The organism is Plantibacter lichenum (assembly GCF_050587525.1).
In the GTDB taxonomy this organism is placed as follows: Bacteria; Actinomycetota; Actinomycetes; order Actinomycetales; family Microbacteriaceae; genus Plantibacter.
On record NZ_JBOBFT010000002.1, the window covers coordinates 252,655 to 275,034 of the forward strand.

Below are 22,380 nucleotides of genomic sequence, written 5' to 3' on the forward strand. Positions count from 1 at the left end.
GCCGAGAATCGTGCATCGGACCGTGACGAATCGGCCGCGACGACCGACGCGGCACCGAGGAACTCGTGGAGAGCGCACGCCGCTAAGATTGATGGGTCCGGCATCCCCCCTCTTCCTTTGGAGTCCTGCCCTCGTGACGACCACCACCCCCAGCGCCGATGCGACCAATGCGACCGCTGTCGCCGACACCGTCGACAACGCCATCGCCACCCCCGACCGCGAGCAGCCGTACGGCGCACTCGGCCTGAAGGCGGACGAGTACGCGAAGATCCGCGAGATCCTCGGGCGCCGTCCCACGAGCGGCGAGCTCGCCATGTACTCGGTCATGTGGAGCGAGCACTGCTCCTACAAGTCGAGCAAGACCTACCTCCGTCAGTTCGGTCAGAAGGTCACGCCGGAGATGAAGAAGAACCTCATGGTCGGCATGGGGGAGAACGCGGGCGTCGTCGACGTCGGCGAGGGCTGGGCAGTCACCTTCAAGGTGGAGAGCCACAACCACCCGAGCTACATCGAACCGTTCCAGGGTGCGGCGACGGGTGTCGGCGGCATCGTCCGCGACATCATCTCGATGGGTGCACGCCCGGTCGCGATCATGGATCAGCTGCGGTTCGGCGACATCGACCACCCCGACACCGCGCGCGTCGTCCACGGCGTGACGGCCGGCATCTCCTCGTACGGCAACTGCCTCGGCCTGCCGAACATCGGCGGCGAGACCTACTTCGACAAGGTGTACCAGGGCAACCCGCTCGTCAACGCCCTGTCGGTCGGTGTCCTCCGCCACGAGGACCTCCGCCTCGCGAACGCGTCCGGCGTCGGCAACAAGATCGTCCTCTTCGGTGCGCGCACGGGCGGCGACGGCATCGGCGGCGCATCGATCCTCGCTTCGGACTCGTTCGACGCGAACGGCCCGACGAAGCGTCCCGCCGTGCAGGTCGGCGACCCGTTCGCCGAGAAGGTGCTCATCGAGTGCTGCCTCGAGCTCTACCGCGACAGCCTCGTCGAGGGCATCCAGGACCTCGGTGCCGCCGGGATCTCCTGCGCCACGAGCGAGCTGGCCGCGAACGGCGACGGCGGCATGTTCGTCGAGCTCTCGCACGTGCTGCTGCGCGACCCCTCGCTCACGCCTGAGGAGATCCTCATGTCCGAGTCGCAGGAGCGCATGATGGCGGTCGTCGAACCGGGCAAGCTCGACGCATTCCTCGCCGTCACCTCGAAGTGGGACGTCGAGACGTCGGTTCTCGGTGAGGTCACGGACACGGGTCGCCTCGTCATCAACTGGCACGGCGAAGAGATCGTGAACGTGGACCCGTCCACGGTCGCCGTCGACGGTCCCGTCTACGAGCGCCCCGTCGCCTACCCCACGTGGATCGATGCACTGCAGGCCGACAAGGCCGAGGACCTCCCCCGCGCGACCGATGCCGCCGAGCTCAAGGACCAGTTCCTCGCGCTCCTCGGTTCGGCGAACCTCGCGGACAAGAGCTGGATCACGAACCAGTACGACTACTACGTCATGGGCAACACGGCCCTGTCGTTCCCCGACGACGGCGGCATGATCCGCGTCGACGAGGAGTCCGGCCTCGGGTTCGCGATCGCGACGGACGCCAACGGCCGTTACTGCCAGCTCGACCCGCGTCAGGGTGCGCGCCTGGCTCTCGCAGAGGCCTACCGCAACGTCGCCGTCACCGGTGCCGTTCCGGCGGCGGTCACGGACTGCCTCAACTTCGGTTCGCCGGAGAACCCCGAGGTCATGTGGCAGTTCTCGGAGGCCGTCGAAGGCCTGTCGGACGGTTGCCTCGAACTCGGCATCCCGGTCACCGGCGGCAACGTCTCGTTCTACAACCAGACGGGCGACGTCCCGATCTTCCCGACCCCCGTCGTCGGAGTGCTCGGCGTCATCGATGACGTGGCCCGCCGCGTCCCGAGCGGTTGGCAGGACGAGGGCGACAACATCTACCTCCTCGGCACGACCTCGGCGGAACTGTCCGGTTCGGCATGGGCCGGCACGATCCACGACCACCTCGGCGGTCTGCCGCCCGCGGTCGACCTGGCCCGTGAACAGGACCTCGCCGGCCTACTGCACGCCGGTGCGCACGAAGCCCTCATCGCTTCCGCCCACGACCTCTCCGACGGCGGCCTCGCGCAGGCTCTCGCCGAGAGCGTCATGCGCTTCGGCGTCGGCGCCCGCATCTTCCTCGGCGAGCTGCTGCAGCGCGACGGCGTCGACCTCACGACGGCCCTCTTCTCGGAATCGACGGGCCGTGTGCTCGTGTCGGTTCCGCGTGAGGACGATGTGAAGTTCCGCGGTCTGTGCGAAGGCCGCGGCTACCCGGTCATCCGCATCGGTGTGACGGACGCCTCCGCCGCCGATGCAGACGCCACCGAGCCCGTGCTCGAAGTGCAGGACGTCTTCACGGTCTCCGTGTCGGAGCTCCGCACGGTGTCGAAGAGCGTGCTCCCGGCCCGCTTCGGCGCGACGGTCGGCTAGGCCCGAGCGCCCTCGACAGCAGTGCTCGTCCGCCGCATCCGCAGGGTACGGCGGACGTCTGCGTTCCGGGGCGGCACAGGCGCCCGTGCAGGGAAGTGCGCCTGGAGAGCAGATACCCGAAACCCACTCACCAGGCGCGACCGTTGCGAACAACGGACCAGCTTGCTCCGACGATCCGGCAGCTGCACGGACTGAACCCGAATCAGTCCGCCGCCGATTCCGGAGTCGGGACCACAAGCATCCCGTTAAATATACCAATACCGGGAACTCCAGGCGACACGTGAGCCCGGCGTGGTCATCGGACGTGCCTCAGGCAGCGGATGGGCGACGCGGGACGACCGCGCAGCGCAGACGCTCAGCGCAACCGTGCAGGTCAGCCGTTCAGCGCAGCCGCTCGATCTCCCGCTCCGTCCGCACAGGTGGGAAGGTCACGACGGCGACCAGGCCACCTCCATCGTTCGGGCGGAGGGCGAGGGTGCCGTTGTGCGCCGTGACGATGCTGTCGACGATCGCGAGTCCGAGGCCGAGCGACCGCTGCCGGCCCGTCGCGACCCGACCGCTGTCGCGGTAGAACGGCTCGGTGAGCATGGGGATGGCCGACTCCGGCACGAGCGTTCCCGTGTTCGTGATCGTCAGCTCCGGCGCACCGCCGTCCGGTCCCCCGGTCAGCCGCGTGCGCACGCTCACGGTCCCGCCGTCGTGGTTGTGCCTGATGGCGTTGCCGACGAGGTTGGAGACGACCTGCGCCACGAGCGTCGCCTCGCCGAGCACCACAGCCGGTGCGAGGTCCGTGTCGATCGTGATCCCGCGTTCGGCCGCGTCGTCCTGCGCGTCGATGACGACGTCCTCGATGAGCCCGGTGAGCGCGATCGGCTCCACGTCCATCTCGCGCTGGCCGATGTCGGCGAGGTCGAGGAGCGATTCGACGGTCTCGATGCTGCGCGAGTTCGTGGTGCGGAGGCGGCTGAGCAGTTCCCGCGTCCGCTCGAGGTCGAGTTCGTCGTCCCGGGCCGCGACGTCGAGCATCGTCTGCGTCGTGGCGAGCGGGGTGCGGAGTTCGTGCGAGGCGTTGGCGGCGAAGCGTCGATGGGCGTGGAACGAGCGGTCGAGGCGTTCGAGCATGTGGTCGAAGGTGTCGGAGAGTTCCGTGATCTCGTCGCGGGGGCCGGTGAGTGCGACGCGGTGGTCGAAGGATCCCGTCGCTGCTCGCTGCGCGGCGAGGTTGATCTCCTGGAGCGGCCGGAGGACTCGGCCCGAGATGACCCAGCCCGCCCACGAACTGCCGAGGGCGAGGACGATGAGCACGATGACCGACACGACGAGCAGGGTGTTGAGGATGTCCGACTGGTCGGTGATGAGGAGTGGGGACGCCACACGGATCGAGGCGGAATCGGTCCCGGTCGGCATCAGCCCGGACATGCTCGAGAGCGGGAGACCCGTCGTCGGATCGACGGTTTCGGCGTACCCGTCCGACGGGTAGGCGCGCGTTGCAGCGACGGCCGTCTTGTCGACCTGGATCGCATAGGTCGGCACGTACCGCATGAAGACGTAGACGATGCCGAGCATGAGCGCACCGGCCCCCGTGAAGAGCGCCGAGTAGGTGAGGGTGAGCCGCGCGCGGACGGTCAAACGACGGGGGCGCTCGTGGAGGGGGGCCTCGAGGATGCGATTCGACGCCTGGCGCGGCGTGGGCCGGTTCGCCGTCCGGGGTCCGACGCGGGGCGACTCCCCCGTTCCCCGCCCGCTCACGCCGGTTCCTCGATCCGGTACCCGGCCGCAGGCACCGTCTGGATGACCCAGGGCGAGCCGAGGCGACGGCGGAGGTTCGAGACGGTCACGCGAATCGTGTTGGTGAAGGGATCGACGTTCTCGTCCCACGCCTTCTCGAGGAGCGTCTCGGCGCTCACGACGCCGCCGCCGGCCTGCATGAGCACTTCGAGCACCGCGAACTCCTTGCGCGAGAGCTTGATGTACGAGCCCCCGCGGAACACCTCGCGACGGAACGGGTCGAGGCGCACGCCGGCGAGTTCGAGGATGGGCGGACGCGATTCGACGTTGCGACGCACGAGCGCCCGCAGACGCGCCACGAGCTCCGGGAACTCGAACGGCTTCGAGAGGTAGTCGTCGGCGCCGAGCCCGAGGCCGGACACCTTGTCGTCGAGTCGTCGAGCGGCCGTGAGCATGAGGACGCGGATCTCCGGGTAGTCGGCCACGATCGTGCGGCAGACGTCGTCCCCATGGGTGCCGGGGAGGTCGCGGTCGAGCACGATGACGTCGTATTGATTGATCGTGATGGCTTCGAGCGCCGCGTCGCCGTCGTGGACGAGATCGGCGGCGATGGCCTCCTGTCGGAGCCCGGCTCGGATGGCTTCCGCCAGGAAGGTCTCATCCTCTGCTACCAGGACGCGCATGGGTTCCTCTCGGGTGCGATCCGTCGGGTGTCGGACCGCTCGGGTCGGTGAAGCGATCGACGCAGTGCGCCGGTCGATCCAGTGAAGCACGACGGGTGTTCAAGCTGCGTAAAGAAGGAAGCCGACGAGCGGTCGGAGGCCGGTTCGGGGCGGTCTCCTGCGCCGCGGGCTCGACTGGAGAGCAGTGTACGTGATATACCAGAAAGGCACCCGTGAACCAGGATTTGCCCCCGAACAGGGGACTCGGTACGGTGCAGGGGCGCCCGGGCACGTCCCGGAAGAAAGGACACCGTGACGCACCCCTCGATCTCCACCACTCGTCGGCTGAACCGATCGCATCGGAATCCGTCCCATCGGGGGCTCCGCCGGTCAGGGATCGTCGCACTCGTGCTGGCCGTCGGCGTCGCTCTGCTCGCACCGCCCGTCGTCCCCACCGCGTCGGCCGCCGAGTACCCGAGCTGGGGCGACGTCATCGCCGCTCGAGGCAATCAGGCCGCGGCCGAGGCGAAGGCGAAGGAGCTGCGGGGCCACCTCGCCGATCTCGAGACCCGCGCGGCCGAGACCAGCCGCGTCGCACAGACCAAGGGTGAGGAACTCGCCATCGCCCAGGACGCCTACGATGTCGCGCTCGCCCGTGCCACGTCGCTGCAGCAGCAGGCGGACACGACGAGCGCCACCGCTGATTCCACGGCCACGCAGGCCGGTCGCATCGCCGCGCAGCTATACCGCGGCGGCGGCGCCGACCTCACCGCACAGTTGTTCCTCTCGGCGACGCCGTCCGACGCGAACGCATCGCCCGCTTCCACGAAGGGCGACTCGGGCGGCAACACCGACCTCCTTTCGGCTCTCGGTGCCATGAACAAGCTCGCCGAGCGCAACAACACCGTGTACGAGCGCGCGACGACCGCCCGGAACGTCGCATCGGCCGTCGCCACGCAGGCGCAGACGGCTTCCACGGAACGCGATGCCCTCCGCGAGGCGGCGTCGACCGCATTCGCCTCGGCACGCGAGGCAGCGGACGCCGATGCAGCGGCAGTCGCGAGCGCGCAGAAGCAGGCGATCGAGCTCAACGCGAAGCTCGCCGCCCTCACCGACGCATCGGCCAAGACGGCCGCCGAGTACCAGGCGGGCGTCGACGCTGCAGCAGCGGCGAACCCGGGTGGGGGCGGCGGAGGCGGCGGCCTCCCCGGTGGCAGCGTCGGCCCGCAGGGCTGGGGCGTCCCCGCCGGTGGCCGCATCACCGACTCCTACGGCCCGCGCGAACCCATCTGCGGTTCAGACGGATGCAGTGGCCCGTTCCACTACGGCACCGACATCGGCACGGGCTGCGGCGCCCCCATCTACGCCGCGGCGGCCGGCACCGTCGAGTACGCCGGTTACTACGGCACGTACGGCAACTTCGTGCAGCTCGCGCACGGCGGAGGCGTCGACACCGGCTACGCGCACATCCGCCCCGGCGGCATCGTCGTGAACAACGGGCAATCGGTCTCCGCCGGGCAGCTCATCGCCTGGTCCGGCACGACTGGCGCGTCCAGCGGCTGCCACCTGCACTTCGAGGTGCGCATCGGCGGCGGCCGCACCGACCCCGTCCCGTTCATGCGCGATCGCGGCGCGCCGCTCGGCTGACGCGACGAACGGATGCCGGCCGGCCGGGGCTGCCGGGCCAGGGCTGGCGGGCCAGGGCTGGCGGGCCAGGGCTGGCGGGCCGATGCTGACTGGTCGATGCGAACGGGCCGACCGACCACTACTGTGAGAGATCGGGGCACGGGGGCCAGCAGAAACGGAGAGACGCATCGTGGGCTTCCTCGTGTGGTTGTTCGACGCCTCCTTCTCCATCGGCGACCAGACCATCCTCTGGCGTGAGGTCATCGGCAACGTCTTCGGCCTCCTGAGCGCCCTCGGCGGCATGCGTCGCAAGGTGTGGGCGTGGCCCGTCGGCATCATCGGCAACGCCCTGCTCTTCACGGTCTTCCTGGGCGCCGTGTTCCACACGCCCAACGCGACCAACCTGCTCGGTCAGGCGGGCCGGCAGATCGTCTTCATCCTCGTGTCCGTCTACGGCTGGGTGCAGTGGCGCCGCAGCGAACGCCGAGCCGCGGTTCGCGCCGGCCTCCATCCGGACGAGCCGGAGGAGGTCATCCGCACCCGGTGGGCTGGCTGGCGCGTGCGCATCGGGCTCATCGTCGTCCTGTTCGGTGGCACCGTCGCCCTGACACCGCTGTTCCGCGCGCTGGGTTCTTACGAGCCGGTGTGGGCGGATGCCTGGATCTTCATGGGTTCGCTGCTCGCGACGTACGGCATGGCGAAGCGGTGGGTCGAGTTCTGGCTCATCTGGGTCGCGGTCGACCTCGTCGGCGTCCCGCTGCTCTTCAGCGCGGGGTATTGGGCGTCCGCGATCATGTACGTCTTCTACGGTGCGTTCACGCTCGTCGGCTTCTTCGTCTGGGCCAGAGCCCGTGGCGCCGCCGCTCCAGAGCCCGCGCCCTCCTCCGCCTCCTGACCCCCCTTTCCGCCGAGGGGTCTCAACGTGCGGGTGTCAGCGGCTCACACCCGCAGGTTGTGACCCCTCGGCAGCTGAGAAGGGGCTTTGGAGGATGTCTGGTGATCGGCAGACGATGACATAGCGGGCCGGCCGATGGGATGGAGGGACGTCGCGACGCGGCGTGCGATCACGACCCGATCGCCTCCAACGGAAGGACCCCACCATGCGCAGACGCACAGCAGCCGTACTCGCCCTCCCCCTCCTCGCGCTCACGCTCGGGCTCGCCGCGTGCTCCGGCGGCGGAACGCCATCAGCCGGCGGCAGCCCTTCCAGCGGCTCCGGGGGCTCAGACGGTTCGCAGAGCTACGAGCAGGAGTTCGACGACTGGAACCTGAAGGTCGCGAAATGCCTGCGCGATCAGGGCATGGACGTCGCAGATCCGGAGCCGGGCACGCAGTGGACCTATCCCAACGAACCCGGTGCCGACAACGCCGTGACCGAGTGCTTGTCATCGGTCGGCAACGCGCCGACCGACCCGAACCAGCCGAGCAGGAAGGAGATCTCCGACGAGCTCATGGAACGGGCCAAGTGCCTCCGGGACAAGGGCTTCGACGTGCCAGACCCCGGGGCGGACGGCTCCTGGCAGCTCCCGGAGAGTCTCTTCGATGAGGCGCGCGCCTGCGCCAAATAGCGCCATCGCCCCACCCCTTCATCTCCGCCGAGGGGTCGCGATCTGCGGGTCCGGCCAGCCCGCACCCGCAGATTGCGACCCCTCGGCAGAAGTGGCGGCGGGCTATTCCTCGGGCGGGAGCGCCCGATAGCCGACGCCGGAGACCGTGTGGATGATCCACGGCTCGCCGAGTTCCTTCCGGAGCGTCGACATCGTGACGCGGACGGCGTTCGTGAACGGGTCGGCGTTCTCGTCCCACACCCGTTCGAGAAGCTCCTCGGCGCTCACGACCCCGCCGCGCGCTGCGAGCAGCACTTCGAGGACGGCGAACTGTTTCTTCGCGAGCCGGACGTACCGACCGTTGCGGTACACCTCGCGCCGGAACGGATCGAGACGCACCCCCGCGTATTCGAGGACGGGCGGAACCGATGCGCCGGGCCGGCGGGCGAGGGACCGAAGACGGAGGACGAGCTCCCGCAGCTCGAACGGCTTCGTCAAGTAGTCGTCCGCCCCGATCTCGAAGCCGGACTCCTTGTCGTCGAGCTCGGCCGCGGCAGTGAGCATCAGTACTTTGCACGGCAGCTCCTGCTGCACGATCCACCGGCACACGTCGTCGCCGTGGGTGCCGGGCAGGTCGCGGTCGAGGACGACGATGTCGTACGCGTTGACCGCGAGCCGTTCGAGCGCGGTGTCGCCGTCGAGGACGAGGTCGGCGGCGATGCCCTCGTGCTGGAGGCCGTCGTGGATCGCTTCCGCCAGGTACGGCTCGTCTTCGGCGATCAACACGCGCATGGGACTCCTCTGCTGGGCGGGTTCCGGACCGCTCGGGATCCGGTCCGTGCGCGGTCCCGGCACGGCACCTCGATCGTACGTGCGCCGGTGTGTCGAAAACGTATGGCGATCGCCAATCGCCTGCGAAATGCCCGTCCGGGTGGACTGGGTCGCGACCCTCACCGGTCCAGCCACCGCCCACTCGCCGAGTCGAGGCGGCCCACGATGAAGGAGACGCCGTGTTGACGACATCCCACCGCACACCGCCCCCGCGCATCACCGCGCGCTCGCTCCGGTCCGAGGACCCGTACCCGGCCGCCACGCACCGGCGTCGGAAGCGCGTCCGCCGGAGGATCGTCGCAATCGTCGGCATCACGCTCGCTGCGCTCATCGCGGTGACGGCGTGCACCGGAGGCGGCACGGCGATCGTGACGGGGATCTCCTCGATCACGCAGGGGCAGCTCCCCGAACCGCTCGGAGGCGGCGGGGTGGCGGACGGCACGTACGGAGAAGCCGACGGAGCGATGACCGACAACACGTTCACGGCCTTCGACACCGGCCACCCCGGCATCGCGAACCTCCATCCGGCCCTCCTGGACGCGGTTCAGCAGGCGACGCGGGATGCCGCCGAAGATGACATCACGATGTTCGTGAGTTCGGGATGGCGCAGTCAGTCGTACCAGCAGCACCTCCTGGACGCCGCGATCGTCGAGTACGGGAGCGAGGAGGCCGCCAGGCAGTACGTCGCGACGCCGGACGGCTCCTCGCACACCCGTGGTGCGGCGGTCGACATCGGCGCCACCGACGCCGACTACTGGCTCATCCAGCACGGCACCGACTACGGCCTGTGTCAGACCTACTCGAACGAGATCTGGCACTTCGAGCTCGCGACCTCACCGGGCGGAACCTGCCCGGACCAACTGCCGAACGCCGGCTGAGCAGCGTGATCACCGACGTCCTGACGTCGTCATAACACCGGAGAGCATGAACTGGTCTCATCCCCAGCGTCGGCCACAGCATCGGTCGACCATCGAGAGAACAGGACAGCACCCATGCTCCACACCACATCGACAACCCGCCAGCGCACGCTCGCCAGGTACTCGGCGCTGCTCGCCGTTCCGCTCCTCGTGGGCATGCTCGCCGCATGCAGCGGAAGCGATCCGAAGGGGTCCGAGAAGCCGGCAGGCACGGAACAGACGGTCCAGGACTGGCAGGTGTCCTTCTCCGCGTGCATGCGCGACGAGGGCATCGCGGACTATCCGGATCCGGAACCGGACGGCACGATGAAAGCTGGCACCACCCTGGACGACGCCGATGCGCAGGCGATGGAGACGGCGTCGAAGACGTGCTTGGAGCAGCTCGGCGAACCGCCGGCCGGCCCCGGGGGCAAGGTCACTGGTGAGGAGCTCATGGAGCAGAACATGAAGGTCGCCCAGTGCGTGCGCGACAGTGGTTACGAGATGGAGGATCCGAAGGCGGGGAACCAGATGACCATGAGCAATGACATTCCTCAGGACGTGATCGAGAAGTGCATCGGCGAGGGCGGCGTGGTCAGCTCGAAGAACTGACCGTCCGACAGCCCGATGCCGCTCTGCAGCCAGCAGGGCGGCATCGTCGTTTCGTCACGGGGCGGCGTTCCGATGATGCGGTGCCGAAATCGAACGGTGGTGCTCACCGGCTTCACAGAGCGGCCCCTGAACGACCTTGCAGAAACATAAAGATTTCCTTTGACGCCAGGGGTACGCGTCATTCGTTGGACTGTTCTCATCAGCTCGCGCCGATCACCCGATCGGCCGACTCCCGACAGAACAGGACAGCATCATGTTCCGCATCACCGACCGTCGCCTGGCGAAGTACTCCGCGCTCCTCGCGGTGCCACTTCTCGTCGGCCTCCTCGCCGCCTGTAGCACGGGCGACCCGAAACCCGAGCAGTCCGCTTCCTCCGAGAAGAGCTTCGAAGACTGGCAGGTGTCGTTCGCCTCGTGCATGCGCGACAACGGCGTCGACATGCCCGACCCTGGCAAGGGCGGCATGTCCCAGGCGCTCACCCTCGACGAGGCCAACGCCGAAGCGTTCCAGACGGCCTCAGACACGTGCATGAAGAAGCTCGGCGAACCGCCGGCACCTCCCGGAGGCAAGAAGACCGAGAAGGAGATGCTCGCCGACCAGCTGAAGCTCGCGAAGTGCTTCCGCGACAACGGCATCGACGTCGCCGACCCGAAGGAAGGCCAGGGGCTCACGATCCCCGAGGCTCCTGACGACGTCATGGAGAAGTGCGGCCTCGGTGCCGGGGCAGGCGGCATGACGAGTGTGCGGCCCGCCGGCTGATCCCGCCGCGCCACCCCACTGAACGCCCACTCAGACCCGGCCGCCCCGGCCACCCACCCGATGAACGCAGGAAGACACCATGGACCACTCGATCGATGACCTCGAACCGGAGACCGGCGGAACACCCGGCTCCCCCACCGGTTCCGCTCGCGGACTCACCTCCGACAGCGGATCGCCTGAACCGCGTCCGACGCGGCGACGGCTGATCGTCGCGAGCATCTGCATCGGTGCCCTCCTGCTCGTGGGAGGGGCGGCCGTGGTCGCCACGACCGCCGGCCAGGCGAACGCCGCGCCGGAGGAACATCAGAGCAGCATCAAGACCAGCACGGCGAAGATTCAGAAGGGCACGCTCTCCGGCGTCACGCAGGTGAGCGGCATTCTGAACTACGCGAATCAGCGAAAGGTCAGCGGAGGCACGGGCGGGACGGTGACCTCGACGCCCGCGCCCGGTGCGACCATCAGCCTGGGCGGCGCACTCTTCTCCGTCGACAACATCCCCGTGCTGCTCCTGCACGGCGGCCTCCCCGCGTGGCGGGCCTTCGGCATGGGGATGGAGGACGGCCCGGACGTCCTCCAGCTCGAGCAGAGCCTTGCCGCGCTCGGATACTTCGACCGCGAGCCGGACGAGGAGTTCGCAGCATCCACCGAGCGGGCCATCATCAAGTGGCAGAAGGCACTCGGCCTCGAGCAGACCGGTCGGCTGGAACTCGGATCCGTCGTGTTCATGGCGGGCGACGTTCGCGTCGCCTCGGTCGACACGGCCGTCGGGGCGCAGGCAGGCCCCGGTGCGAACGTCATCACGGTGACGTCGCTCGACAAACGAATCGACGTGGACCTCAAGCTGAGCGATCAGAAGCTCGGCGTCGTCGGGTCCAAGGTCGAGGTCCGTCTGCCGGGCGGAGCGACGACCACGGGCACGGTGTCCGAGGTCGGCGTGCCGACGGAGAAGGACGACAACGGCCAGAAGACGGTCACGATCCCCGTGACCATCACCCTCGACGATCTCGCCGCGGTCGCCGATCTGCAACGCGCGAGCGTCACGGTCGGCTTCCCGACGGAGAAGCGCGAGAACGTCCTGTACGTCCCCGTCGAAGCGCTCCTCGCGCTCGACAGCAAGACCTTCGGCGTCGAACTGGCCGGCAAGGGCAAGAACGGCACGGGCAAGAAGGTCCCGGTGACAACCGGCCTATTCGCCGACGGGCAGGTCGAGATCTCCGGCGACGGCATCGCCGAGGGCGACGACGTCGTGGTGCCGGGATCATGAGCGGCCTGATCCGAGCTGGCTCGCCGCTTGCGTCCGCTGCACCGACCGTCGATTCCGCCACACCCCTCGACCCCCGCGACACGATCGTCCACCTCGAAGGCGTCACGCGCAGCTACGGGCAACCGCCCGTGCACGCGCTGGCCGGCGTCGACCTCTCGATCGAAGCGGGCGAGTTCGTCGCGATCGTCGGCCCCAGCGGTTCCGGCAAATCCACGATGCTCAACGTCATCGGCACGCTCGACCGACCGTCGACGGGCACCGCGGTGATCGACGGATCCGACGTGCAGACGATGTCGGACGCCGCGTTGTCGGCACTCCGCGCGTACCGCATCGGGTTCGTCTTCCAGCAATTCCACCTGGCCGAGGGGACGAGCGCCGTCGACAACGTCGCGGACGGCCTCATCTACACGGGCATCCGACGCAGCGAGCGTCGCCGCCGCGCCAAGCGCGCACTCGAGCGGGTCGGGCTCGGCCATCGCCTCACCCACCGCCCCAACCAGATGTCCGGTGGCGAGCGGCAGCGCGTCGCCATCGCGCGCGCGGTCGTCGGCGAACCGCCCCTCCTCCTCGCCGACGAACCGACAGGCAACCTCGACTCGGCGTCCGGAGCCACGATCGTCGAGCTCCTCCACGAGCTCAACCGCTCCGGCACCACCGTCATCGTCATCACCCACGATGTCGAGCTCGCCGAGCAGCTCCCCCGACGGATCGGCATCCGCGACGGCCTCGTCGTGTCGGACTCGGGCCGGCCGGCCGGCTTCGGTTCCGCACCGGATCACGAAGGACGTGCAGCATGAGCCGCCGGAACCGCGACCAGTCACGTGGCGTCGCGGGTCCCCGCACGCGCCCCGGCAACCCGCGCGGACTCCGCTCGAAGCTCCTCGGCAGCGACGTGCTGCACCTGGGCACCGCCGGTCTCCGATCCCGTCCCACGCGTGCGATCCTGTCCGCGCTCGGCATCGCGATCGGCATCGCGGCGATGATCGCGGTGGTCGGCATCTCCACGTCGAGCCAGGCGAAGCTCAATGAGCAGCTGGCGACCCTCGGCACGAACCTGCTGACCGCGCAGGCCGGCAAGACGCTCTTCGGTAAGGATGCGACGCTGCCGGAGAACTCGGTCGCGAAGGTCAGCCTCCTGGCGGGCGTCACCGCCGTCGGTTCCACGGCCGACCTCGACCAACTCTCGATCTACCGGAGCAGCCTCATCGATCCCGCTCAGAGCGGCGGTCTCGGGGTGAAGGTCGCGACCGACGGCCTCCTCGACGTCATCGGAGGGAGCCTCGCCGCAGGCAGCTGGCTGAACCAGGCGACGAGCCAGTACCCAGCGGTCGTCCTCGGCTCGAAAGCGGCCGAGCGACTCGGCATCTCCACGCCCGGCACGCTCGTCTGGTTGGGCGATCAGCAGTTCACCGTCATCGGCATCCTCGATCCGGTTGCGCTCGCACCCGAGATCGACACGACCGCGCTCATCGGCGAGGCCGTTGCGAAGGGCCAGTTCGGCTTCAACGGCAAGCCCACGACGATCTACGAACGGTCCTCGGACGAGGCTGTCGCTTCGGTTCGCGAACTCCTCTCCCGCACGGTGAACCCGTCGGCGCCCGAGGAGATCACGGTCTCCCGCCCGTCAGACGCCCTCGCAGCCAAGAACGCAGCAGATCAGGCGTTCACCGGCCTGTTGCTCGGTCTCGGCTCCGTCGCGCTCCTCGTGGGCGGCATCGGTGTCGCCAACACGATGGTCATCTCGGTGCTCGAACGGAGACGGGAGATCGGTCTGCGGCGGGCGCTCGGCGCGACCCGGGGACACATCAGGTCGCAGTTCCTCACGGAGGCGCTCCTACTGTCGGCGCTCGGCGGCATCGCCGGTGCGGCGCTCGGCAGCGGTGTGACAGCGGTCTTCGCGAGTCTCAGCGGGTGGCCGACGGCGATCCCCGTCGCGGTCATCGCGGGCGGCATCGGCGCGACGCTCGTGATCGGCGCCATCGCCGGCCTGTATCCAGCGATCCGTGCGTCCCGGACGCCGCCAACGTCCGCCCTCAGCAGCTAGCCGCCGCCCATCCGCCGAGGTGAGGCTTCCGGTCGTTCGACAGCGCTCGAGACGACCGGAAGCCTCACCTCGGCGGCGTTTCGGGTGGGGTCAGCGCGCCTCGGTGAGCGCGTGGACGATCTGCGGGAGCGTCTTCATCGCGAGCGCATGAGCCGACTTCTCGTCACCGTCGGCGTCCTGCAGGATCGACTCCTGCAGAGCGTGCTCGTACAGCGTCACGACGATCTGCGCGACGGCATCGGTCGAGATGGTGAACCGCAGACCGACGGTCTCCGCCGCCTGGTCGAGGAGTTCGGCAAGGCGATGGTTGAAGCCCAGCTGGTGTTCGAGGTACCGCGCGGCCACAGCGTTGTCGCGCATGGCGAGCAGCCGGAACTCGGACTGGACGAGGCACCACTGCCGATCATCGGTCTGCATCTCGAGGAACGCGGTGACGATCGTCTCGATGGCGGCGGGCGTGTAATTGCCGTCCGCCGGCTTGAAGTTGGGGAGGACGGCGCCGAGCCCCTCCTGCAGGCGATCGAAGCGAAGGCGGTTCTCGCGTGCTTCGAGGGCGAAGAACAGCTCTTCCTTCGAATCGAAGTTCGAGTAGAACGCGCCGCGAGTGAAGCCGGCCTGCTCGCTGATCATCTCGACGGATGCGGACCGGACGCCGTGCTCCGCGAACACGTCGTAGGCGGCGTCGATGAGCCGCTCTCGCGTGCGCTGACGGCGAGCGGATTCGACGGGGCCGTCCGAAACGGATTCCGGCACCGGCTGGGCACCGCCCTCGGCGCGCGGTTCGGCGCGCGTCTCGGCAGGCGTCCCACCACCCGTCTCGACCGCGGATCCGGGGGTCTGCTGCGTCGTCTTCTCGGTCGCTGCCTCGTCGGCTGCAGTGGTCCGTTCCTCGTGCACGCGCATCCTGACACCTTACTGTGAGCTCTTTGCGATACATCATTGTATCGAATACATTTGTGTATCGGATACGCCGCTGTATCGAAAATCCCCCGATCCTTGTACAGAGGAGTGACGCGTGTCGTCAATGTTGTATTCCCTGGGACGCTGGGCCTTCAGGGCCCGACGACTCGTGCTCGTCCTCTGGATCGCCGTCCTCGCCGTCGCAGGTGGCAGCGCACTCGCGTTCAACCAGGGCACGGACAACTCGTTCTCCATCCCTGGCACCGAATCGCAGGAGGCGCTCGACTCCCTCTCGCACACCTTCCCCCAGGTGAGCGGCGCGAGCGCCCAACTCGTCGTCGTCGCGCCCAAGGGCGAGGACGTCACCGATACGGCCACGAAGCAGGCCATCACCGATGCGATCAAGGCGCTCGATGACGTCAAGGGCGTCGCGCAGGCGGTCTCGCCGTTCGATGAGAACATCACCGGTGCCGTCTCCGAAGACAAGAGCGCAGCACTCATCACCATCCAGCTCGACGGCGAACAGTCCGCGGTGACGGCGGAGACGAAGACCGCCATCCAGGACGAGGCGAAGCACCTGGCCGATGCGCTCCCCTCCGGCGCGCAATCGGCGCTCGGCGGTCAGCTGTTCAGCCAGAACCTGCCTGCCCTCAGCATCGTCGAGGTCATCGGCGTCGTCGTCGCCCTCGCCGTCCTCGTCATCACCTTCGGCTCGTTCCTCGCGGCCGGGATGCCGCTCATCACGGCGCTCCTCGGCGTCGCGATCTCGATGGCGCTCATCTTCGTGGCCACACTCTTCGGCCCGATCTCCTCGACCACGCCGATGCTCGCGCTCATGCTCGGCCTCGCCGTCGGCATCGACTACGCCCTCTTCATCATCTCCAGACATCAAGACCAATTGCGATCTGGGCTCGATCCGGAGGAGTCGACCGCGCGCGCCGTCGCGACGGCCGGCTCCGCGGTCATCTTCGCCGGCCTCACGGTCGTCATCGCCCTGCTCGGTCTGTCGGTCGCGAACATCCCGTTCCTCACGACGATGGGCGTCGCCGCGGCCGTCGGCGTGGCCATCGCCGTCGTCATCTCGCTCACCCTCATCCCCGCCATGCTCGGCTTCGCCGGTGCGCGCCTGACGCCGAAGTCCAAGCGGGCGAAGCGCGGCACGGCGAAAGCCCCCGTCGCCGAGGCCGGAACCCCGGTCACTGAGTCTGGAACCCCGGTCACTGAGCCTGTCTCCCCGGTCACTGAGCCTGTCGAAGTGTCGGACTCCGCCCTTCGACAGGCTCAGGGACCGGACGGCGTCACTCAGGGATCGGACGCCTCTGCCGCCCCCGCTGCTCCGGAACCCCACCAGAACCGCTTCTTCCTCGGCTGGGTGCGCGGTGTCACGCGGTGGCCCATCGTCACGATCATCGCCGTCGTCGGCATCCTCGGCGTCGCGACGATTCCCGCCGCATCACTCCGTCTCGCCCTCCCTGACGCCGGATCCGCTCCCGCGAGCGACCCCGCTCGCATCACCTACGACCTCATCTCCGACCACTTCGGCGAGGGGTTCAACGGTCCGCTCATCGTGACCGGCAGCATCGTGGGCAGCACCGATCCGTTGAAGCTCATGGCCGATCTCAAGAAGGAGATCGAGGGCCTCGACGGCGTTGCGGCCGTCCCGCTCTCCACCCCCAACGCGACGGCGGACACGGGCATCGTCCAGGTCATCCCGACGGGCAGCCCGGACTCGCAGTCCACGAAGGACCTCGTCACGGAGCTACGCGATCTGCACGGCTACTTCCAGGACGAGTACAAGGTCGATCTGAAGGTCACGGGATTCACGGCCGCCGGCATCGACATCTCCGATCGACTCGGCGGAGCGCTGGTGCCCTTCGGACTCATCGTCGTGGGACTCTCGCTGCTCCTGCTCACGATGGTGTTCCGCTCCATCTGGGTTCCCATCAAAGCGACGCTCGGCTATCTGCTGTCCGTCGGCGCCTCGTTCGGAGTCGTCGCGCTCGTCTTCGAGCACGGGGTGTTCGCCGAAGCGCTCCACGTCGCCAAGACGGGCCCGATCATCAGCTTCATGCCGATCATCCTCATGGGCGTCCTCTTCGGTCTCGCGATGGACTACGAGGTGTTCCTCGTGTCGAGGATGCGCGAGGACTACGTCCACAGCGGCAAGGCGAGGCGATCGATCGAGACGGGCTTCACGAGTTCGGCGAAGGTCGTCACCGCCGCAGCCGTCATCATGTTCGCGGTGTTCGCCGCCTTCGTCCCCGAGGGCGACGGCAACATCAAACCGATCGCGCTCGGGCTCGCGGTGGGCGTCTTCGTGGACGCGTTCATCGTCCGTATGACCCTCGTCCCGGCAGTGCTGGCCCTCCTCGGCGACCGCGCCTGGTACATGCCCCGCTGGCTCGACCGCGTCCTCCCCTCCTTCGATGTGGAGGGCGAGGGACTGCAGCACGAACTCTCGCTCAAGGACTGGCGAGCAGGCGGGGACACGGTCATCGCGGCCGACGGTCTCAGCCTCACGGGCCGCGACGGTCGTCTGTACAGCGATGTCGCGACCACCGTTTCGGCGGGCGGCGTCCTCGTCGTCCAGGGGTCCCGCCCCGTCGAGGTGAGCGCCCTCCTGCTCACGCTCAGCGGTCGCCTGAACCCGGACGACGGCCAACTCAAGGTCGCGGGACTCGTCCTGCCCGTCCGCGCCGGCGCCGTCCGGTCCCGGGTCGCCTATGTGCGCCTCGACGAACCGGATCCGACGAGCCGCCTCCGCAGCGCACTCGCGGAACGACCGACCGTCATCGCCATCGACACGCTCGACACCGTGCCGGACGAGAGCACGAGACGCACGCTCTACGAGATCGTCCACACCGCCAAGCGCGCCGCGGAACGCGCCGCCAAGCCGCTGACGGTCGTCGTGGGCACGGCGGACGCCGAAGCGATCACCGACGTGGTCTCCGGCACGGACGTCACCATCATCGACCTCGACGCGACCTCACCTCGCGCCGGGATCGACGCGGACCTCGCGGCCGCAGCAGACACCAGCGGCGACTCGTTCGCTGCGCAGGAAGCGAAGGTACACGCATGAGCAGCATCCTCGGCCGGCTCGAACGGGCCCGCTCGAACAAGAAGATCACGGTCCTCTCGATCGTCGGCATCATCCTCGTGCCGCTCGTCATCGCAGGCATCCTCGTGTGGGCGCTGTGGAACCCGCAGGACCGTCTCGGTCAGGTGACCGCGGCCATCGTGAACAACGACAAGCCCGTCACGCTCAACGGGCAGATGGTGCCGCTCGGCCGCCAACTGTCCGCCGGGCTCGTCGACGGCGACACGAAGACCAACTACACGTGGGTCATCACGGACGCCGCCGATGCGAAAGCCGGGATGAAGAGCGGTCAGTACACCGCCGTGGTCACGATCCCGAAGAACTTCTCCGCCGCCGCGACGTCCTTCTCCGGGAAGGCCGCAGACGCGGAGAAGGCACGAATCGATGTCACGACGAGCGACAAGAGCAAACTCGTCGACGATGCGATCACGCAGACCATCACTTCGACGGCCGCGACCGTCATGGGCCGCCAGCTGACGACGACGTACCTCGACAACGTCTACGTCGGCTTCAACACCCTCAACGACCAGCTCGGTGAAGCCGCGGACGGCGCGGCCAAACTGTCCGAGGGCGGACTCTCGCTCGCGGACGCCTCACGTCAGCTCGCCGACGGCACGACCAAACTCGCGGGCGGTGCCGGTGATCTCTCGAACGGTGCTGCGCAGCTGAGCGATGGGACGAACCAGCTCGCGAACGGGCTCGCGCAGCTGAATGCGGGTGTCCCCGCGCTTGCCGACGGCGCGAATCAAGTCGCCGGTGGCGCATCCGGTCTTGCAGCGGCAGCCGCTGGGACACAACAGATAACCGGCAAGCTCGATCAGCAGTTGCAAGCCCTCGCGAAGAAGTGTGTTCCGCCCGACGTCACGCTGGACGCCGACACGTGCACGGCGATTCTGACGGCTGCCGGCACAAGCGCTGCGGTCATGAACGGCACGGGCACGACTGAAGCCGACTACCCCGGAACCACGTCGCTCGCGTCCAAGACGCAGGAATTCGCTAGCGGCGCCCAGACCTTCGCCAGCTCCATCCCGACTGTCCAGGACGGGATCTCCCAGCTGTCCTCCGCAGCAGCGCAGCTCGCCACGGGCACGTCGACCCTCGCGGGTGGAGCCGCGGACCTCGCGACGGGCGCGAAGGGTCTCGCCGACGGCACGACGCAGCTCGCCGACGGCACCGGCACCCTGAGCGGCGGCATCACCTCGCTGACGGCCGGCCTCAAGACGGCCGTCGACCAGCTGCCGACGTACTCCTCGTCCGATCGTCAGAACCTCTCGAAGGTCGTCGCGGACCCGGTGAGCGCCGGGACGCCGTCGATCGAGCTCGGCAAGAACAGCGCACCGTTCTACGCATCGCTCGCCCTGTGGCTGGGCGCCCTCGCGACGTTCCTCGTGCTCCGTTCCGTCCCGACGTCGACGCTCGGCTCCACGCGCTCGTCGTTCCGTCTGGCGCTGCGCTCGTTCGCCCCTGCGGGTGCGGTCGGCATGCTCCAGGGCCTGCTCGTGGCCGTCATCCTCGCTCCGCTGCTCGAGTTGAACGCGGGGGCGTGGTTCGGCTTCGCCGGCGTCGCGGTCCTCGCGGGTGCGGCGTTCGCTGCGACGAACCAGGCGCTCATGGCCCTGTTCGGCGGCATCGGACGCTTCATCTCGATGATCATCGCGCTCATCGGGCTGGCGACCGGCATCATCGCCACTGCTCCCCCGTTCCTCGACACCCTGCTCACGTACGTCCCGATCGCGCCGGCGCTCAACGGGATGCAGTCGATCGTGACGGGCGAGAACGGTGCGGCAGCCGCGGTGGCAGGGCTCGTGTTCTGGCTGCTCGGCTCGGTGGTGGTGACGACGCTCGCGATCGCCCGGAAGCGGACGGTCTCGATCCGACAGCTCGCGGCGACCCCAGCGCTCGCCTGACCACCACTGTTCACAACTCAGGAGCCCTTCGGCGTGTCGCCCGCGACGCGCCGAAGGGCTCCGTCGACACGCCGCGACGCTCCTGAGTTGTGAACAGGAACGCTACGACGACGGAGGCGCTTGGGGCGGCGAGGCGTCGGACTGCGACGCGGATGGCGCGGGCTCCGGCACGACGTACAACTCCACGTGCGTCCCCTCCGGCGCGACGAACCCTGCAGCGGGATTGCTGGCCTGCACTGTCCCCGGCTCCCCTCGCCCAGCTCCAGCGCCCGTGTCGGATCCGGGCCGGTGTTCGACCGTGAATCCGAGATCCGTCAGCTGCTTCGTCGCGTCGGCGACGCTCAGCCCGATCACCGACGGCACCGTTGCACCACCGGACGGCACGATCGTCGGCCCCTGCAACTGCATCGTCCAGACCGTGAGTGCCACGAGGATCGCGATTGCGGAGAACACGGCCGTCCAGATCATCATGATCGGTGGTCGTCGCTGCGTCCGACCCTTCATGGGGCCGTCGGCCAGTCCGATGGAGCGTGCCCAGCCGCTGTCGTTCACGGCTTCGGTCCGTCCTACCAACTGGGCGAGCACGGCGTCATCGTCCGGCGGCGAGGGGATCTGGGACGAGGACGGCGACGCGATCATGGTTCCATCCAACGCGACCGGCCGTTGCGAGAAAGTTAACGGAACGCGCCGATCGGACCAGATGATCAGCGCGGCTCAGCTCCCGTCAGCGCCGCTCAGCTCCCGTCAGCGCCGCCCGATGTCGCCACACGTGTCGCACATCTCAATCGCCTAGGCTTGTGGACCATGAGCACCGATGATCAGGACCTGGCCGAGTGGGGCGAGAAGCGTCGCCGGAGGCAGCGCGTCATCGCCTGGACACTGGTGATCGCCCTCGTGCTCGGCGCCGGCGGCGCGACCGTGCTCGGGCTCATCCTCAACTGACCCGGCGGACGGACTGAGTCCGGCCACCGAGCCCTCCGAGCCGCCGCCCGCGGCGACTAGCGCGCCGGCAGGATCTGCTTGCCGATGAGCGCTTCCAGCTGCGCCCAGATCGAGGCGCCGACGGCTTCGTCGACGGTGACCTTCGCCGGGGTCGCGAGAACGGGCTCGCCCTTCGTCATGAAGCGCGGTCCGAAGAACGATCCGCCGACGGCTGCCGGATCGGTGACCGCACGAACGGTCGGCTGCGCGCCGCGGTCCTTCCCCTGCGCGAACGGCTGCTGCAGCGTGTCGAAGAACCTGGTGCCCCTGGACGGTTCGTTCACGCCTGGCACGCGCGGGCTCAGGCCGGAGATCGCGAACCCGGGGTGCGCGACCGAGGCACGTACCCCGCTGCCCGATGCCTGCAGGCGTCGGTCGAGTTCGTAACCGAGCGCCGACAGGGCGATCTTCGACTGCGCGTACGCCTGCCATCCGCTGTAGCGGTTCCGGAGTTCGAGGTCCTGGAGCCGGAGTTTCACGAGCAGGGTGGAGAGGCTGCCGAGCATCACGACGCGCGATCCGGCCGTCTGCTCGAGGAGCGGGAGGACGTGCGGCAGCAGAGCCGCGTGCCCGACGACGTTGGTGCCGAAGACGAGCTCGATCCCGTCGATCGTCTCCTCGCGGTGCTTCGGGAAGTGCACGATGCCGGCGTTCGCGACGAACGCGTCGAGGCGAGGCAGGCGTGCGAGGCGCTCTCCCGCCGTCTGTGCGGAGGCGAGCGACGAGGTGTCGAGTGGGACGTGCGTGAGCTGCGCCCCCGGGACGCGTCCGCGGATCGCGCGGATGGCCGCTGCCGCTTTGTCCTCGTTGCGGCAGGCGAGCACGACATGCGCACCGGCCCGTGCGAGTTGGTAGCTCGTCCAGAAGCCGAGGCCGGCGTTCGCGCCGGTCACGGCGACCACTCGGCCGGTCTGGTCGGGCAGGGAGTCCACGTTCCACGTCATGACTTCATCATTCCGCATGGACCCTCGCAAAACTCGCAAGCTCAGCAAGTGTCCAGCATCGGCATCGTCGTGGGCGGCGACCGGGTCAGGTTCAGA

Annotated in this window: 19 protein-coding genes; 13 read left to right on the forward strand and 6 right to left on the reverse strand. The window is 68.6% G+C overall.

The features are described from left to right. Positions 1 to 91 precede the first annotated feature (91 nt). A complete protein-coding gene (gene purL, locus ACQ3HB_RS04540) occupies positions 92 to 2,485 on the forward strand; it encodes a phosphoribosylformylglycinamidine synthase subunit PurL (RefSeq protein ID WP_430918151.1) in 2,394 nt (797 codons plus the stop codon). 381 nt (positions 2,486 to 2,866) lie between these two features. Here purL and ACQ3HB_RS04545 read toward each other — a convergent pair whose 3' ends face one another. Further along, positions 2,867 to 4,234, reverse strand: coding sequence for a HAMP domain-containing sensor histidine kinase (locus tag ACQ3HB_RS04545; RefSeq protein WP_430918153.1), 1,368 nt, complete (start codon positions 4,232 to 4,234; stop codon positions 2,867 to 2,869). Further along, entirely contained in the window at positions 4,231 to 4,896 is a 666-nt protein-coding gene (locus ACQ3HB_RS04550; protein ID WP_430918155.1) for a response regulator transcription factor, read from the reverse strand. The genes ACQ3HB_RS04545 and ACQ3HB_RS04550 overlap by 4 nt, the downstream gene beginning before the upstream one ends. Before the next feature lie 291 nt (positions 4,897 to 5,187). Here ACQ3HB_RS04550 and ACQ3HB_RS04555 point away from each other — a divergent pair, with 291 nt between their 5' ends. The 3 genes from ACQ3HB_RS04555 (at position 5,188) to ACQ3HB_RS04565 (ending at position 8,069) form a co-directional block, all read left to right on the forward strand. Beyond that, on the forward strand, positions 5,188 to 6,522 hold the full coding sequence (locus tag ACQ3HB_RS04555; RefSeq protein ID WP_430918157.1) for a M23 family metallopeptidase: 1,335 nt from the start codon (positions 5,188 to 5,190) through the stop codon (positions 6,520 to 6,522). 169 nt (positions 6,523 to 6,691) lie between these two features. Then, positions 6,692 to 7,396, forward strand: a complete 705-nt coding sequence (pnuC, locus tag ACQ3HB_RS04560; protein ID WP_430918159.1) for a nicotinamide riboside transporter PnuC — start codon at positions 6,692 to 6,694, stop codon at positions 7,394 to 7,396. Positions 7,397 to 7,601: 205 nt separating this feature from the next. Beyond that, complete coding sequence (locus tag ACQ3HB_RS04565) at positions 7,602 to 8,069, forward strand: hypothetical protein (RefSeq protein WP_430918161.1); 468 nt, start codon at positions 7,602 to 7,604, stop codon at positions 8,067 to 8,069. A gap of 102 nt (positions 8,070 to 8,171) precedes the next feature. Here the strand turns inward: ACQ3HB_RS04565 and ACQ3HB_RS04570 are convergent, their stop codons facing one another. Then, positions 8,172 to 8,840, reverse strand: a complete 669-nt coding sequence (locus ACQ3HB_RS04570; protein WP_430918163.1) for a response regulator transcription factor — start codon at positions 8,838 to 8,840, stop codon at positions 8,172 to 8,174. 218 nt (positions 8,841 to 9,058) lie between these two features. On the opposite strand from ACQ3HB_RS04570, the gene ACQ3HB_RS04575 reads away from it, so the two are divergent. The 6 genes from ACQ3HB_RS04575 (at position 9,059) to ACQ3HB_RS04600 (ending at position 14,455) form a co-directional block, all read left to right on the forward strand. Then, entirely contained in the window at positions 9,059 to 9,757 is a 699-nt protein-coding gene (locus tag ACQ3HB_RS04575) for a M15 family metallopeptidase (RefSeq protein ID WP_430918165.1), read from the forward strand. A gap of 114 nt (positions 9,758 to 9,871) precedes the next feature. Further along, on the forward strand, positions 9,872 to 10,387 hold the full coding sequence (locus tag ACQ3HB_RS04580; protein ID WP_430918167.1) for a hypothetical protein: 516 nt from the start codon (positions 9,872 to 9,874) through the stop codon (positions 10,385 to 10,387). 253 nt (positions 10,388 to 10,640) lie between these two features. Next, positions 10,641 to 11,147 (forward strand): hypothetical protein, encoded by a 507-nt coding sequence (locus ACQ3HB_RS04585; protein WP_430918169.1) that lies wholly within the window; start codon positions 10,641 to 10,643, stop codon positions 11,145 to 11,147. Between the two features lie 79 nt (positions 11,148 to 11,226). Further along, positions 11,227 to 12,411 carry a peptidoglycan-binding protein gene (locus tag ACQ3HB_RS04590; protein ID WP_430918171.1) on the forward strand — a complete coding sequence of 395 codons (1,185 nt, stop codon included), beginning with the start codon at positions 11,227 to 11,229 and terminating at the stop codon, positions 12,409 to 12,411. Then, positions 12,408 to 13,208 (forward strand): ABC transporter ATP-binding protein, encoded by an 801-nt coding sequence (locus ACQ3HB_RS04595; protein ID WP_430918173.1) that lies wholly within the window; start codon positions 12,408 to 12,410, stop codon positions 13,206 to 13,208. The genes ACQ3HB_RS04590 and ACQ3HB_RS04595 overlap by 4 nt, the downstream gene beginning before the upstream one ends. Continuing rightward, a complete protein-coding gene (locus ACQ3HB_RS04600) occupies positions 13,205 to 14,455 on the forward strand; it encodes an ABC transporter permease (RefSeq protein WP_430918175.1) in 1,251 nt (416 codons plus the stop codon). Before ACQ3HB_RS04595 ends, ACQ3HB_RS04600 begins: the two co-directional genes overlap by 4 nt. A gap of 90 nt (positions 14,456 to 14,545) precedes the next feature. Here the strand turns inward: ACQ3HB_RS04600 and ACQ3HB_RS04605 are convergent, their stop codons facing one another. After that, complete coding sequence (locus tag ACQ3HB_RS04605) at positions 14,546 to 15,358, reverse strand: TetR/AcrR family transcriptional regulator (RefSeq protein WP_430918177.1); 813 nt, start codon at positions 15,356 to 15,358, stop codon at positions 14,546 to 14,548. Positions 15,359 to 15,470: 112 nt separating this feature from the next. On the opposite strand from ACQ3HB_RS04605, the gene ACQ3HB_RS04610 reads away from it, so the two are divergent. Both ACQ3HB_RS04610 and ACQ3HB_RS04615 read left to right on the forward strand, forming a co-directional pair. Continuing rightward, positions 15,471 to 18,434 carry an MMPL family transporter gene (locus ACQ3HB_RS04610; protein WP_430918179.1) on the forward strand — a complete coding sequence of 988 codons (2,964 nt, stop codon included), beginning with the start codon at positions 15,471 to 15,473 and terminating at the stop codon, positions 18,432 to 18,434. Beyond that, a complete protein-coding gene (locus tag ACQ3HB_RS04615) occupies positions 18,431 to 20,359 on the forward strand; it encodes a YhgE/Pip family protein (RefSeq protein WP_430918181.1) in 1,929 nt (642 codons plus the stop codon). Before ACQ3HB_RS04610 ends, ACQ3HB_RS04615 begins: the two co-directional genes overlap by 4 nt. A 102-nt stretch (positions 20,360 to 20,461) precedes the next feature. Here the strand turns inward: ACQ3HB_RS04615 and ACQ3HB_RS04620 are convergent, their stop codons facing one another. Continuing rightward, the gene (locus ACQ3HB_RS04620; protein ID WP_430918183.1) at positions 20,462 to 20,998 is read right to left on the reverse strand and encodes a PASTA domain-containing protein; all 537 of its coding nucleotides are present in this window, start codon (positions 20,996 to 20,998) and stop codon (positions 20,462 to 20,464) included. A 165-nt stretch (positions 20,999 to 21,163) separates the two neighbouring features. Between ACQ3HB_RS04620 and ACQ3HB_RS04625 the strand changes: the two genes are divergently transcribed. Further along, positions 21,164 to 21,301, forward strand: a complete 138-nt coding sequence (locus ACQ3HB_RS04625; protein ID WP_430918185.1) for a hypothetical protein — start codon at positions 21,164 to 21,166, stop codon at positions 21,299 to 21,301. A gap of 56 nt (positions 21,302 to 21,357) precedes the next feature. Here the strand turns inward: ACQ3HB_RS04625 and ACQ3HB_RS04630 are convergent, their stop codons facing one another. Further along, positions 21,358 to 22,284 (reverse strand): SDR family NAD(P)-dependent oxidoreductase, encoded by a 927-nt coding sequence (locus tag ACQ3HB_RS04630; RefSeq protein ID WP_430918186.1) that lies wholly within the window; start codon positions 22,282 to 22,284, stop codon positions 21,358 to 21,360. Between the last annotated feature and the right edge of the window lie 96 nt (positions 22,285 to 22,380).